This window comes from Neobacillus sedimentimangrovi (genome assembly GCF_010614825.1).
Taxonomy (GTDB): Bacteria; Bacillota; Bacilli; order Bacillales; family Cytobacillaceae; genus Neobacillus; species Neobacillus thermocopriae.
Genome location: NZ_JAAFZF010000006.1, coordinates 31,210 through 44,104, shown reverse-complemented (window position 1 = coordinate 44,104; position 12,895 = coordinate 31,210). Strand labels below are relative to the sequence as shown.

14 protein-coding genes are annotated in these 12,895 nt (G+C 38.4%); 10 read left to right on the top strand and 4 right to left on the bottom strand.

Features of this window, described 5'->3' with window-relative positions; translation table 11 throughout:
- Positions 1 to 199: 199 nt before the first annotated feature.
- Both GZA11_RS04130 and GZA11_RS04125 read left to right on the top strand, forming a co-directional pair.
- Positions 200 to 433: a group-specific protein gene (locus tag GZA11_RS04130; protein WP_163182989.1), complete on the top strand. Its 234-nt coding sequence runs from the start codon at positions 200 to 202 to the stop codon at positions 431 to 433.
- 129 nt (positions 434 to 562) lie between these two features.
- Complete coding sequence (locus tag GZA11_RS04125) at positions 563 to 1,564, top strand: DUF3231 family protein (RefSeq protein WP_163182988.1); 1,002 nt, start codon at positions 563 to 565, stop codon at positions 1,562 to 1,564.
- 146 nt (positions 1,565 to 1,710) lie between these two features.
- Here the strand turns inward: GZA11_RS04125 and GZA11_RS04120 are convergent, their stop codons facing one another.
- Positions 1,711 to 2,223, bottom strand: a complete 513-nt coding sequence (locus tag GZA11_RS04120; protein WP_038537189.1) for an acyl-CoA thioesterase — start codon at positions 2,221 to 2,223, stop codon at positions 1,711 to 1,713.
- Between the two features lie 102 nt (positions 2,224 to 2,325).
- Here GZA11_RS04120 and nadE point away from each other — a divergent pair, with 102 nt between their 5' ends.
- The 5 genes from nadE (at position 2,326) to GZA11_RS04095 (ending at position 7,212) form a co-directional block, all read left to right on the top strand.
- Positions 2,326 to 3,147: an ammonia-dependent NAD(+) synthetase gene (gene nadE, locus GZA11_RS04115; protein ID WP_163182986.1), complete on the top strand. Its 822-nt coding sequence runs from the start codon at positions 2,326 to 2,328 to the stop codon at positions 3,145 to 3,147.
- 237 nt (positions 3,148 to 3,384) lie between these two features.
- Positions 3,385 to 4,806 (top strand): amino acid permease, encoded by a 1,422-nt coding sequence (locus GZA11_RS04110; RefSeq protein WP_163182984.1) that lies wholly within the window; start codon positions 3,385 to 3,387, stop codon positions 4,804 to 4,806.
- A 146-nt stretch (positions 4,807 to 4,952) separates the two neighbouring features.
- Positions 4,953 to 5,777, top strand: coding sequence for an amino acid ABC transporter substrate-binding protein (locus GZA11_RS04105; protein WP_269153245.1), 825 nt, complete (start codon positions 4,953 to 4,955; stop codon positions 5,775 to 5,777).
- Complete coding sequence (locus GZA11_RS04100) at positions 5,764 to 6,462, top strand: amino acid ABC transporter permease (protein ID WP_038537176.1); 699 nt, start codon at positions 5,764 to 5,766, stop codon at positions 6,460 to 6,462. Before GZA11_RS04105 ends, GZA11_RS04100 begins: the two co-directional genes overlap by 14 nt.
- A gap of 15 nt (positions 6,463 to 6,477) precedes the next feature.
- Entirely contained in the window at positions 6,478 to 7,212 is a 735-nt protein-coding gene (locus GZA11_RS04095) for an amino acid ABC transporter ATP-binding protein (RefSeq protein ID WP_163182982.1), read from the top strand.
- Between the two features lie 108 nt (positions 7,213 to 7,320).
- Here the strand turns inward: GZA11_RS04095 and GZA11_RS04090 are convergent, their stop codons facing one another.
- Positions 7,321 to 7,620: a TIGR04104 family putative zinc finger protein gene (locus tag GZA11_RS04090; protein ID WP_163182981.1), complete on the bottom strand. Its 300-nt coding sequence runs from the start codon at positions 7,618 to 7,620 to the stop codon at positions 7,321 to 7,323.
- A gap of 394 nt (positions 7,621 to 8,014) precedes the next feature.
- Between GZA11_RS04090 and GZA11_RS04085 the strand changes: the two genes are divergently transcribed.
- Together GZA11_RS04085 and GZA11_RS04080 are read left to right on the top strand one after the other, a co-directional pair.
- Positions 8,015 to 8,557: an NfeD family protein gene (locus tag GZA11_RS04085; protein ID WP_163182979.1), complete on the top strand. Its 543-nt coding sequence runs from the start codon at positions 8,015 to 8,017 to the stop codon at positions 8,555 to 8,557.
- Positions 8,558 to 8,579: 22 nt separating this feature from the next.
- On the top strand, positions 8,580 to 10,091 hold the full coding sequence (locus GZA11_RS04080) for a flotillin family protein (RefSeq protein WP_163182977.1): 1,512 nt from the start codon (positions 8,580 to 8,582) through the stop codon (positions 10,089 to 10,091).
- Between the two features lie 103 nt (positions 10,092 to 10,194).
- Here the strand turns inward: GZA11_RS04080 and GZA11_RS04075 are convergent, their stop codons facing one another.
- Both GZA11_RS04075 and GZA11_RS04070 read right to left on the bottom strand, forming a co-directional pair.
- The gene (locus GZA11_RS04075; RefSeq protein WP_163182975.1) at positions 10,195 to 10,953 is read right to left on the bottom strand and encodes a (S)-benzoin forming benzil reductase; all 759 of its coding nucleotides are present in this window, start codon (positions 10,951 to 10,953) and stop codon (positions 10,195 to 10,197) included.
- Positions 10,954 to 11,147: 194 nt separating this feature from the next.
- A complete protein-coding gene (locus GZA11_RS04070) occupies positions 11,148 to 11,930 on the bottom strand; it encodes an undecaprenyl-diphosphate phosphatase (protein WP_163182974.1) in 783 nt (260 codons plus the stop codon).
- Between the two features lie 176 nt (positions 11,931 to 12,106).
- On the opposite strand from GZA11_RS04070, the gene GZA11_RS04065 reads away from it, so the two are divergent.
- Positions 12,107 to 12,865: a DUF4931 domain-containing protein gene (locus GZA11_RS04065; RefSeq protein ID WP_038537157.1), complete on the top strand. Its 759-nt coding sequence runs from the start codon at positions 12,107 to 12,109 to the stop codon at positions 12,863 to 12,865.
- Positions 12,866 to 12,895: the final 30 nt, after the last annotated feature.

Genomic DNA, 12,895 nt, shown 5'->3' with positions numbered 1-12,895 from the left:
ACGCCCTTCGGTCTCCGCCCTACGATAAGTCAACATCGAATCACCTGCGGTTCTTCGTGTTTCCTTTATCTCAGCTGGAGACCACCACAAGGAAGGCTACGGAAGCATCATCATCGCACGACCGAAAGCGATAGCTTTCGGGAGGAGGTCATACGCCGCTAAACAGGGCGCTTCCGCTTTTCTAATAGGAGGTATTCATATGAGTGAATGTAAATTGGATCATACTTATGAGGATGTAAAAAAGAAATTTGAATCACAGACTGCATTTTTGCCAGAGGAGATGAAACCTTTATTTGAGAAATTTTTTGCTAAAGAGCACACTCAAGACATCTTAAATGAAATGTTTCATTTGCTGAAAAAGTATGACTTGGCGTCTGAGGAAGAAAAAAATGAGCGAAACAATCGGTTGTATATGGTTTTGAAGAACGTTTAATTGCTATCTTCTAATTAGCCAAGTGCTATTTTTCCAGAATTTACTCCTGGATTGGATGCAGTGAATAATGCATTTGAAATAATGGCAATCTACTTGTAAAGTGGATTTTTTGAGGGGGATTTATTCCAAATGGGTAAAGATAGCATTAGGTTATCCAGTTCCGAGATTGGAGGATTATGGTCTTCCTATCTACAAGAAAATTTGACTGTTTGCCTGTTAACGTATTTTCTTCACCATAATCAAGATGAGGAAATAAGGGGAATTTTGCAGCATGCATATGACTTAGCAGTAGGGCATGTTGAAAAAATAACGGCCATTTTTCAAAAAGAAGAATTTCCTATTCCGGACGGGTTTTCTGAAAAAGACATTGACTTAACGATTCCACCGCTTTTTTATGATCTGTTTGGATTATATTTTGTTAATTCATTAAGTCGTCTTTCGATGATCGAAATAGGCTTTATTACGGCAAATGTTGCTCGACAAGATGTTATGGAGCTTTTTATTGAGATGACCAAGGAATCCACTGAGTTGTATCAGATGTCAACAACGTTAATGCAGAAGAAAGGGATTTATGATCGATCTCCAATGATTCCCTATCCGAAAGAAGTGGAATATACGAAAAAGCTTTCTTATCTGAGCGGTTTTGGAAAAAAAAGGCCATTAAATGCCATTGAAATTACAGAGATTTTTTATGGCATTGAACGAAACTATTTTTCTATTTTGTTATGTATGGGTTTACTTCAGGTAGTGAAGGATAAGGAAATTCACCATTTTATTAAGGAAGGGAAGAAAATTTCAGAGCAGCAAATTCGAACCTATAATGAATTATTAATGAGGGAAGAACTGTTAGGAAATGTATCTATTAGGACAGAGGTTACAGATTTGACGGATAATCCGTTCTCTGAAAGGCTGATTGTTACCCTTTTTCATTTACTAAATGGGGTAGATATTACTTTATTAGGGCATGCTATTTCTACGTCTATGCGAACCGATTTAACGGCTTGCTTTGAAAAATTTTTAATGCAAATATTAGCTTATTCTGCCAAAGGAGTAGACCTTATGATGGAACGTGGATGGTTTCAAGAACCTCCACATGCCCCAAGTAGAAGAAAATTGGAAAAAATTGATTAGTTCGCGCCTAACGCGAACTTTTTTCGTGCTTTAATTAGAGGGAAAAACGATAGACAAACGAAGAAAAAGCCGGGCTCTTTGGCAAATGTACTTAATTCCATGTGTAAACCCGGCAATCAGTTTATAAATAGAGAATATCTCGTTTTTTATTCCCATGGTTTTTGTGTCGTAAAGTAAGCGGCCAGCTCCTTACTGGCTTTTCTGTGTTCCTTCCGCTTTTCCGCACGTTCTTTTCCCGTTTCAAACAGCTTTTTTTCCTCTGGTGTTTCTGGGATAATTTGTGGGACCTTCGTCGGTTTCCCGTTTTCATCTAAGGCCACGAAGGTTAAAAAGGCGGTGGCAGCAATTTTTCTTTCACCAGTAATTAAGTTTTCTGCGATAATTTTTACGAATACCTCCATAGAGGTTGTCCCTGTCCAGGTAACAAATGATTCAAAACATACGGAGTCCTGTGGGGTAATCGGATGAAGAAAATCCACTGAATCCGTTGATGCCGTAACAACCTCTTTTCTTGCATGTCTAGTGGCAGATATAGAGGCGAGCATGTCCACATCACTCATCAGTTTTCCGCCAAATAATGTATTATGATTATTTACATCATTGGGAAATACTCGGCTAGTTCTTACCACTCTTGATTCATTACATGTTTTTGCTTCCATTATAAATCCTCCACTAAGTTTATTACTTTTATCATTTTCTATTTTTAGTGAAAAAAATTCAATTGTGGTACATTACATATATACAAATGAGGAGGAAGGTAAATGAGTTTACAGGCACAAATTATCAAGGAATTAAATGTATCTTCTACTATTGATCCAAAGAAAGAGATCCGCAAGCGAATTGATTTCTTAAAAAATTATTTGTTGAAAACGAAAGCAAAGGGGTATGTACTTGGGATCAGTGGTGGCCAGGATTCCACGCTTGCAGGGAGATTGGCACAACTGGCTGTTGAAGAACTGCGAAGTGAAGGAACAGAAGCCTTATTTATTGCGGTCCGTCTTCCATATGGGGTTCAGCAGGATGAGGAGGATGCCAAACGGGCACTAGAATTTATTCGAGCAGATCGCGAAGTTATTTTTAATATAAAGGGTGCGGTTGATGAAGTACAAAAGGAATATAATAGCGTGGTCCAAGGTCAGCCGCTAAGTGATTACCAAAAAGGAAATGTGAAGGCGAGAATGCGAATGATTGCCCAGTATGCGATTGGCGGTATGGAAGGACTGCTCGTGATTGGTACCGATCATGCAGCGGAGGCAGTGACTGGGTTTTTTACAAAGTATGGCGATGGAGGAGCTGATGTGCTGCCATTGACCGGTCTGACGAAGCGTCAAGGGAAGGCTTTGTTAAAAGAACTAGGTGCAGACGAACGTCTTTATCTGAAAGTGCCAACTGCCGATTTATTGGATCAAAAGCCTGGTCAAGCTGACGAAACTGAGCTGGGGATCACGTACGAAGAGCTTGACGATTACCTTGAAGGGAAAACAGTGGATCCTTCTGTAGCGGAAAAAATTGAAAAACGTTATATTACAACAGAACATAAGCGAAGATTGCCTGCCACCATGTTTGATAATTGGTGGAAGTAATTTGTTAGTAAAGAGGTTGCCAAAAAGAATGGCAGCCTCTTTTTTTGTATGAAGAATGTATTTTTTCCACTTCGAGAATACTTTAGAAAAAGTGCTCTGGCGGCAAAATGCTATCCTCTAATACTTTATCAGAATAAAAATTTCCATTGACATATAAGTAAGTCCAATTTATGATTATAAAGTATTATTCATAAATATGCATTATTAAACACGTATACATCGAGAGGAGCGAACATCTTGAGCAGTTCATATAAACTTGGATTTTGGGTATTAACAGCACTAGTTGTTGGAAATATGGTAGGTTCTGGCATCTTTATGCTTCCGAGTTCTCTATCAGAAGCAGCCAGCCCGGCTGGAGTGCTCTTTGCATGGCTGTTTACTGGATTTGGTGTTTTAATGACAGCACTTGTATTTGGTAACCTAGCTGTTCGTAAGCCAAGCTTAACTGGCGGCCCGCAAATTTATGCAAAAGAACTTTTTCCTGCAAATTCTAAAGCCTCAATATTTTCCGGCTTTATGTCTACTTGGGGCTATTGGATTGGAAGTGTAGCTGGAAATGTAGCCACGATTACCACGTTTGCAAGTTATTTATCCACCTTTTTCCCGATTTTAACAAGTGAAGCGGAATGGTTTTCAGTAGGCGGCTTTACGCTTAAGGTTGGAAATGGTTTAACCTTTATCGTTTGTTCTGTTCTACTGTGGGGTGTCCACTTCATTATCGTTCGTGGAATGGAAGAAGCAGGAAAGCTGAATGTGGCGGTTACTGCTGCAAAAGTAGCTGGCTTTGCTCTATTTATTGTCATCGGTTTATTCGCTTTTGATAAATCGAACATTCTTCCGATGACTGCACCGAGATTTGACGAAGCAGGACAATCCATTGGTTTAATGTCTCAATTGAAGAATGCAGCTGTTATCACACTATGGGCCTTCATTGGTGTTGAATCTGCGATGGTGTTTGCCTCTCGTGCTAGAAAACAAACAGATGTAAAAAAGGCAACTATCCTTGGTTTATTTATTGCTTTAGGTATTTATGTTGGAATTAGTGTCCTTGTGATGGGAATTCTTGATCAAAAAACACTCATTCACTCAGAAAAACCTTTAATTGATGCCATTGAAACGGTAATAGGCCCAATAGGCGGACAAATTTTAGCGGTCCTTGGGTTAATCAGCCTTTTTGGCTCAACGATTGGCTGGATCATGTTAAGTGCTGAAGTGCCTTATCAAGCAACGAAGCAAGGATTATTTCTGCCAGTTTTCCAAAAAGAAAACAAAAAAGGCATGCCAATATTTTCACTTAATATTTCTAATGGTTTAGCACAAGTATTAATTTTTTCTACCGTTTCGAATTCAATTTCAGATGCTTTTGACTTTGTCATTATCATTGCCACGTTGGCCTATTTAGTGCCATATCTTATTTCATCTGTTTACCAATTAAAATTAGTGCTAACAGGTGAAACATACAAAGACTTGTCATCCCGAATTAGTGACGGAATAATTGGATTATTAGCAACCATTTATTCTATTTGGGTCATTGTGGCAGGTACGGCAGATATTAAAACGTTTAGTTATGGAATGATTTTATTGGCAAGTGGGATCATTTTTATCAAACCATTATTGAAAAAGAAAAGTTCTGTAACAAAAGGACAAAAAGCCGCATAGAAAAAATTTTACCTATCAGACGCTGATAGGTTTTTTTTTATTATATAGGGGAAAATAATTATGAAATTTTTCTTTTGACACTAGAAAAGGGATGTAATATGATTATAAAATCATAGTAAAAAAATCGGATTTAGGAGGTATAAGTTTTGAAAAAATTATCCGTACTATTGGCTTTGTTATTTAGTTTTATGCTGGTTTTAACAGCATGCGGCCAAAATGATAAGGACAAAGAAGAGAATGGTAAGGACAAAAAGACGGCTGAAAATGCCGATTTACTTGCTAAAATTAAGAAAGAAGGAAAAATATTAATCGGAACAGAAGGTACATATCCTCCGTTCACCTATCATGATTCAAGTGGAAAATTAACGGGATTTGATGTGGAACTAGCTGAAGAAGTTGCTAAACGACTTGGTGTGAAAGCTGAATTCAAGGAAACGCAATGGGATGCCATGTTTGCTGGATTGGACTCCAAACGTTTTGACATGATTGCTAACCAAGTCGGAATTCGCCCTGATCGTCAGGAAAAATATGATTTCTCTGATCCTTATATCACTTCAAAAGCCGTTCTAATTACGCATAAGGATAATAATAAAGTAAAATCATTTGAGGATATTAAAGGATTAAATTCTGCTCAGTCTCTAACAAGTAACTATGCAGATATTGCAAAAGAATATGGTGCGAATCTAGTTGGGGTGGAAGGTTTCCAACAGGCAGTGGAGCTCCTTGCATCTAAACGGGTAGATGTAACGATCAATGATAATATTGCTTACTTGGATTATACAAAACAAAAACCTGATGCGCCGATTAAAATTGTTGATGAAAGTGAAGATGCTTCAAAAAGCGGCTTTATGTTTAGAAAGAATAGTGACACGCTTGTGGACGCTGTAAACAAGGCGTTAAAAGATATGATTGAAGACGGCACATACACAAAAATTTCTGAGAAATGGTTTGGTGAAGATGTACTTAAATAGTATTTTTACTGATCCGGAAAAAGCAGAAAGATGGTTGGAAATAGCTGTTAGTTCCCTTCAGCCAATGCTGGAGGGAGCTCTTTTGTATACGATTCCACTTACCATTTTATCATTTATAATCGGATTGATTTTAGCCATATTAACAGCATTAGCTCGTATTTCCCATGTGAAAATATTGCAGGGCATTGCTAGAGTCTATGTTTCGATCATTCGCGGTACTCCTTTACTCGTGCAATTATTTATTATTTTTTATGGGCTTCCGAACTTGGGAGTAACGCTTGATCCGTTTGTTTCTGCAGTGATTGGTTTTTCTCTTAGTGTTGGGGCATACGCATCGGAAATTATTCGCGCAGCGATTCTTTCTATTCCAAAAGGACAGTGGGAAGCTGCATTTTCGATTGGTATGACTTATACACAAGCTTTAAAAAGAATTATTCTGCCACAAGCTGCAAGAGTATCGATTCCTCCTTTGTCTAACTCTTTTATTAGCCTTGTAAAAGATACTTCCCTTGCATCCCTTGTGCTTGTAACCGAAATGTTCCGCCGTGCGCAGGAAATCGCATCAAGAAATTACGAATTCCTACTGGTTTATTCCGAAGCTGCACTTATCTACTGGATCATCTGCTTTTTCCTATCCATTTTGCAGCAATACATGGAAAGTAGATTGGATCGGTATGTGTCTTAGGAAAGGAGAAATAGGATGATTTCGATCAAAGGGTTATATAAGCAATTTGGGAAGTTGGAAGTATTAAAGGGAATGGACCTTGAGGTAGATAAAGGGAAGGTTGTAGTTATCATTGGACCATCTGGTTCAGGAAAAACAACGATGCTCCGCTGCTTAAATGTGCTGGAGACACCAACAAAAGGCATTATTTCTATTGCAGGGAATAGTCTTGATTTTTCAAAATCCGTTTCGAAAAAAAGTATTGCCTCCTTTCGCCGTCTGACAGGGATGGTATTTCAAAACTATAATTTGTTCCCTCATAAAACGGCTTTGGAAAATGTAATGGAAGGGCCAATCATTGTAAAGGGCGTGGAAAAAGAAACAGCAAGGAAAAAAGCGCAAGCATTGCTGGAAAAAGTCGGGCTTGGTGATAAAATGAATTATTACCCATCCCAGTTATCGGGCGGCCAACAGCAGCGTGTGGGAATTGCAAGAGCTTTGGCAATGGAACCAGAAGTACTGCTATTTGATGAACCGACTTCAGCGCTCGATCCTGAGCTTGTCGGTGAGGTGCTTAAAGTTATGAAGGACCTTGCTCAAGAAGGAATGACGATGATTGTGGTTACCCATGAAATGCGCTTCGCTCGGGATGTCGCAGACGAAATTATTTTCATGGACCAAGGAGTCATTGTCGAGCGAAACAAGCCGGAAGAAATTTTCACCAACCCGAAAGAGGAACGAACTCGGAAGTTCTTGAATATGATACAATAAGTGCTTTAGCCATAGGCTGGGGCACTTTTTCTTTTTCCAATAACTATTAGAAATGGCTATGTTAATAGTAGAGAAAAAAGAAATATACAAGATTCACAGTCTCCATCTTCACCATAACGGTTCTTCTATATTAGATAATTTTAAGAACAATGGCATAACAAATAGAACCCCGAGTATGAAAGCAAGTTCTAATAATATCACAGAAGTTAAAGATAAATGAAACATGATAGAAAATGGAATCGTGATAATTGGAAGTAAGGTAAATAAGGAAGTTATATTTCTGGAAGAAGTACTTTGGTATTGGATTTTTCCGCAATGATGACATTTCAAACTTTTACGGAATGTTACTAATTTCTTTAAGGAATCAATCCAAGACCATTTTTTACCGCAATTTTGACAAGTAGGCATACAAAAATCTCCTTTCTTGAAAATTTTTCCTAATACATATACGTTCTTAATGACTGTAAAGTTTCATTTATTGGAATAATGGTCTTTCGAGAAGGAACCGAACATAAAAATATAGATGGTTACCCTTAAGTCCATTTTCACTCCAAACAATTTGTGTGAAGTGTTTTTATCTATAGTACTTTAATAGTATTACAACAGAGTCATTTTATATAGTCTTACAATAATGGTTAAAAATACCGTGAAGTTTGAAACTTTTTCCTTTTTGATCCGTATTAAATACCATACATAATCTTAAAGAAAGGATGGATGCTCCGATGTTTAAGTTTCTTGCCATCAATGTCCCTTAGCACAAATGCCTTTCTTGTTTCCATCTTAATGGAAAGGAATGATGCCCATGGAACTTTTTGGCATTTCTTTAGTTACGATCTATCTGTATGGTCTCATTATTTCAGGAGTACTAACCGTTTTATATGTTCTATTTGCAGATGTGTTTCATTTTGATGCACCTGGAGATGGACTGCCCTTTCTAAATCCAGTTCTCATTTTTGCATTCATCACCATACTTTCTGCGAGCGGTTATTTGTTTGAACGGCTTTCATCCCTCCATTCTTTACTTATTCTGGGAATATCAGCAGTTATCGCATTTATACTTGTTACTTTATTAAATGTGTTTGTACTCGTGCCGCTATCGTCTGCCGAGGAATCTCTTGTATATAAAGAGTCTGACTTGAGAGGACGGATTGGTACCGTTATTACTCCCATTCCTGCGGATGGTTATGGAGAAGTCATGATTGAGAATGCTAGTGGTAGAATCGCCAAACCGGCTGTCAGCTTTGATGGGAAGGCTGTACCAAATGGTACGAAGGTGCTAGTTGTTCAGGTGAAAGATGGTGTCCTAGAAGTAACCGTTCATCAGGAAATAGAAAGTTTTATATAAAAAAAGAATAGGAGGTCATTAGATGAGTTTTGTATGGATTATTATTGGGATTGTTGTACTATTATTAATCGCATTAATTGGCGTATTTATTACAAAGTACAGAACGGCTGGCCCAGACGAGGCATTAATTGTTACAGGAAGTTTCCTAGGTTCTAAGAATGTGCATGTTGACGAATCGGGCAATAAGATCAAAATCATCCGTGGTGGAGGTACATTTATTTTGCCGGTGTTCCAACAGGCAGAACCTTTAAGTCTATTATCTAGTAAACTAGAAGTGACGACGCCTGAAGTATATACGGAACAGGGAGTACCAGTCATGGCCGATGGGGTCGCGATTATTAAAATTGGCGGATCCATTAGCGAAATTGCTACAGCGGCTGAACAATTTCTTGGCAAGGCAAAGGAAGAACGGGAAAATGAAGCGAGAGAAGTTTTGGAAGGTCATCTTCGTTCCATTTTAGGTTCGATGACCGTGGAAGAAATCTATAAAAACCGTGATAAATTCTCGCAAGAGGTCCAACGCGTAGCTTCTCAAGATCTTGCCAAAATGGGACTTGTGATTGTGTCATTTACAATTAAAGATGTACGTGATAAGAATGGTTACCTTGAAGCATTGGGTAAACCGCGGATTGCTCAAGTCAAACGAGATGCAGATATTGCCACAGCAGAAGCGGAAAAAGAAACACGGATTAAAAAGGCAGAAGCTGATAAGGAAGCGAAACGATCTGAGTTGGAGCGCGCAACGGAAATTGCTGAAGCAGAAAAAATTAACCAGTTGAAAATAGCGGAATTTCGCCGTGAACAAGATATTGCCAAGGCTCGTGCGGATATGGCTTATGATTTAGAAAGTGCAAAAGCAAAGCAGGAAGTTACTGAGCAAGAAATGCAAATCAAGATTATTGAAAGACAGAAACAAATTGAACTAGAAGAAAAAGAGATTCTTCGCCGTGAAAGACAATACGATTCTGAAGTTAAAAAGAAAGCCGATGCCGACCGCTATGCTGTTGAGCAGGCAGCAGCTGCGGAAAAGGCGAAGCAAATTGCTGAAGCAGAGGCAAATAAATATCGGATTGAAGCAATGGCTAAGGCAGAAGCCGAGCGGGTTCGTATTGATGGTCTTGCGAAGGCTGAAGCACAAAAGGCTCAGGGGTTAACTGAAGCAGAAATTATCCGCATGAAAGGTTTGGCTGAAGCGGAAGCTAAGCAAAAAATTGCCGAAGCGTTCGAACAATTTGGTCAGGCTGCGATTCTCGACATGATTATCAAAATGCTTCCTGAATATGCGAAGCAAGTGGCTAGTCCACTCTCTAATATTGATAAAATTACGGTCGTGGACACAGGAAGTTCTGGGGAAAACGGAGGAGCCAATAAAATCACCAGCTATGCGACAAACTTAATGACTACCCTGCAAGAATCTTTAAAAGCTTCCAGTGGCATTGATGTGAAAGAACTCATCGAAAACTATTCCGGTAAAGGCAATGTTAAACAAAGTATTGAAGAATTGACCGACCAAATCAAGAAAAATGCTGATTAAATAATAAAAAATCCTTATCGATCTCGATAAGGATTTTTTTATGGAACTCTTTAAGACTATGATTCTGGAATAATTTTTTACTATCGAATAAACCGATGTTCTATTATTTTAATAAATCCTTGATATGATAAACTTTCCCGCTTTCATAATTGCCGCTCAGAACTAGATCCACTAATGCTCCTGCAACTACATCTGGATGCTTTAGTATATTTTTATTCTTATATTCTTTAAATTTATCAATTTCTATAAATGCCTCTTTTGATGAGGTGCGGATGATTTCCTGCATTTCTGTATCCATAACCCCGGGGCTAAAAGCCATAATTTTATTGTTCGTCTTCATTTCTGCTTGTTCCATGGCAACTGTTTGTGTGAACATATTAAGTCCTGCCTTTGAACTGCAATATATGCTCCAACCATGAATAGGACGTGTTGCTGCACCGGAAGTCACATTTATGACTTGAACGGATGTATTCGTAAGCTTGGCTTTTTGGAGAAATAAATTGGTAATGAGCATAGGAGCAATTAAATTGACCTGAATGTTTCGAATAATAGGTGTTTGATCCAGGCTGCCGACTGTATGTATAGGCTCAATTACGCCTGCATTGTTAAAGAGAAGGATTTCCTCAGGATTCTTTTGAAAAATAGAATGTGCGATTTCCATAAACACTTCTTGAATTTCTTCGTCGTTGGAAAGATTGCAGAAGTGATGTTGGTAAAAGATATTATTTGCTTGAGCATACTTCCTGAGCTCTTCATTTTCTGTGCGGGATACCGTTACAAGTGCAATTTGCTCGTCAATGAGGCGCTTTGCAATGGATGCTCCAAGGCCTTTTGACGCTCCGGTAATAATGGCGTATTTCATGATAAGCCCTCCTAAAATCCATTTTTAAATCCTATTTTAGCGTTCGGAAAACTTTAAGACAATGAAATAAAAAGTCAGTTCCTATATGGATAGGAACTGCTGCACAAACGTGCATTCGGATAGGAAGGATAAAGCAATAGCATGAAAGAAATTACTGGTCTACTATGATACTTAAGTAAGGTTAAATTTGTATTTCAGAATTTTCCTGTAAACTGAAAGAATAAGATGAGGAATCCTAATGCCCACACATAATAAGCAAATGGTTTAAGTGAGTGATTTTTTAAAAAGCCAATCATCCATTTAACGGCCACATAACCAAAGAAAGCGGAGGAGAGGATAGCGACTAGCAAAGTCGATAGGGAAATTTGCTCACCGCCGTCGCTCAGCAAATCTTTTGTTTGTAGGACAATGGCTCCGGCTATTGCGGGTGTAGATAACAAGAAAGAGAAATAGGCTGCTGTTTCTCGGTCTAATTTGCGCCAAAGTGCAGCAACAATGGTCATTCCGGAACGAGAGATCGCTGGCAGTATGGCCGCTGCTTGAAATGTACCGATGATGAAGGCGTCCTTGTAGCTAATGTCGTCCATTTTTTTGTAGCCGTTTTTAGCCGTATCCGCCATCCACAGAAATAACCCGGTAAGCAAAAACTCCCAGCCAATCGTGATGCCCGTTTTTGACACTTCTTCAATATAGTCTTTCGTTACTAGTCCTATGACAACAGCAGGAATGGTACCAACAATCAGTAAAAACGTTAATTTGCTAAAAGGGTTCTTAATGATCTTGATGAATTCTTCCTTATAATAGACAAAGACTGCTAGCAAAGTTCCGATGTGGAGCATGGTATCAAGCAGGAGCCCTGCTTCTTGCAATCCAAATAAATTTCTTCCCAAGTATAGATGTCCCGTACTTGAAATAGGGAGAAATTCAGTTAACCCCTGAATCATTCCAAGAATAAATGCTTCTAGTTTTGATAACATAGTACTCCTCGCATTCTATTTTATTCCTAAAGCCTGTACAATATATAGTTATGCTGAGGGGATATATTTCATGAAGCTTGGCGATTGAAAAAATGAAAGGCTAATCAAAATATGTGCAAAGCTCGTATTTCCTCCCATAAAATAGAAGTATAGCTTTTGGAGAGGGGAAAAAAGGATTGGAAAGTAAACATCTACACTTCAATACAGCCATTGGGGTTAAAAAGCCGGAAAATTATCGGAACAAACAACAGGCATGTCCATTTTGTGCAAGAGAGGAACTCACTGATCTGATTGAGGTCGATGGTCCAATTATTCTTTTGAAAAATAAATACCCTGTATTAGAAAATGCCTATCAAACGGTTTTGATCGAAACGGATGATTGCCATGCGGAACTGTCTACTTATTCAAAAGAACATCTACATAGGCTGATTCAATTTGGGATGAGGCATTGGCTAGAAATGGAGGATAGTGGTAACTATAAGTCTGTTATTTTTTTCAAAAATCATGGCCCACTATCTGGTGGAACCCTTTCCCATCCGCATATGCAAATTGTTGGTTTGTATGATATTGATTATAGGGATCAAGTGAACTATGAAATGTTTGAAGGAATCGTTCTAGCAGAAGAAGATGGGGTGCGCTTTTCACTCTCTACAAAACCACGTGTTGGTTTTTACGAATTGAATATGGAAATGGATGATTCAGGTTATAAGGAACGTTTTTCGGAATATATGCAAATTGCCGCCCACTACATTTTACATCATTTCCCATTTAGGGCGACGAGCTATAATATTTTTTTCTATCATTACTTTTCCAAAATATATGCAAAAGTGGTACCGCGATTTATTACAACCCCATTGTATATTGGATACGGTCTACCGCAAGTACCGAATAATTTAAACTGGATGGCGGGCGAAATCCAGCGCCTCTATTTTTAGACGATATGTAAAAAAATCCATCTGCACTTA